Below are 1,238 nucleotides of genomic sequence, written 5' to 3' on the forward strand. Positions count from 1 at the left end.
ATCCCGCGACGGAGCTTACCGTCTCACGGCTTTGTCCGGATGGGGGTATTGCAAAGATGCTCCGGGTTGTGTAAAAGCGCAACTTCATGAAGCCAGCATTGAATAATGCCATCAAGTGGTTGCTAGTGTCTTGAGTTAAAAATTGCCGATCACGTACTAAAGTGTTCTATGTGGCACTTGGTGCGAGGGGGCAAGGATGAGCGGACGGCCGAAGGGGGAGCTGGTGCTGAGCGAATCGGAGCGCGAAGAACTGCAAGCGCTGACATTGCGACGCAAGACCGCACAGGCCCTCGCATTGCGGGCGCGCATCGTGTTGGCCTGTGCCGATGGCGTGGACAACAAGAGCGTTGCCGCGAAACAGCGGGTCACTCAGCAAACGGTCTCGAAGTGGCGGGCGCGGTTCGTCATGCTTCGTCTGGACGGGCTGCTCGATGCACCTCGGCCCGGCGCGCCGAGGACGATTGATGACGCTCGCGTTGATGCGGTCATCGCAAAGACGCTTGAGTCCGTACCTGTCGGCGCGACTCACTGGAGCACGCGCACGATGGCTCGTGAGATGAAATTGTCGCAAACGGCGGTCACACGGATCTGGCGTGCTTTTGGTCTGCAGCCGCATCGGCAGGAAACGTTCAAACTCTCCGGTAATCCGATGTTCGTCGACAAGGTGCGAGATATCGTCGGGCTTTACCTGGATCCGCCGCTTAAGGCCATGGTGTTGTGCGTGGACGAGAAGAGCCAGATTCAGGCGCTCGATCGCACGCAACCCATGCTGCCGTTGGCACCCGGCATCCCGCAGCGACGCACGCACGATTACATGCGCCACGGCACGACCACGCTGTTCGCGGCGCTGGACATCGCTACTGGCGAGGTGATCGGCGAGGTACATCGGCGCCATCGCAGCAGCGAATTCGTGCTCTTTCTGCGCACCATCGAAGCCAGTGTGCCATCGCACTTGGATGTGCATCTGGTGATGGACAACTATGGCACGCACAAAACTCCTTCGATCAAGGCCTGGTTTGCCCGTCATCCTCGCTTCCATGTTCACTTCACGCCCACCTCGGCGTCGTGGCTCAATCAGGTCGAACGATGGTTCGCCTCGCTCAGTGAAAAGGGATCTGGTGCAAATCGAGCGGGGGCGAATCGGTTAAGGTGTCGGGCTGAACGAATTGGGAACCGACGATGAGCAAGCTGAAAAGCCTGGACGAACTGTTCGCAGGCCGTCACTTTGACCGCGATGT

Annotated in this window: 1 protein-coding gene; it reads left to right on the plus strand. The window is 58.9% G+C overall.

Annotated features, from left to right (window positions below; translation table 11 throughout):
• The first annotated feature begins 196 nt into the window (after positions 1-196).
• Entirely contained in the window at positions 197-1,183 is a 987-nt protein-coding gene (locus AB3X89_RS39765) for an IS630 family transposase (RefSeq protein WP_368587998.1), read from the plus strand.
• Positions 1,184-1,238: the final 55 nt, after the last annotated feature.

The sequence above is a fragment of the Paraburkholderia sp. BR14320 genome, from assembly GCF_040948665.1.
Taxonomy (GTDB): Bacteria; Pseudomonadota; Gammaproteobacteria; order Burkholderiales; family Burkholderiaceae; genus Paraburkholderia; species Paraburkholderia youngii.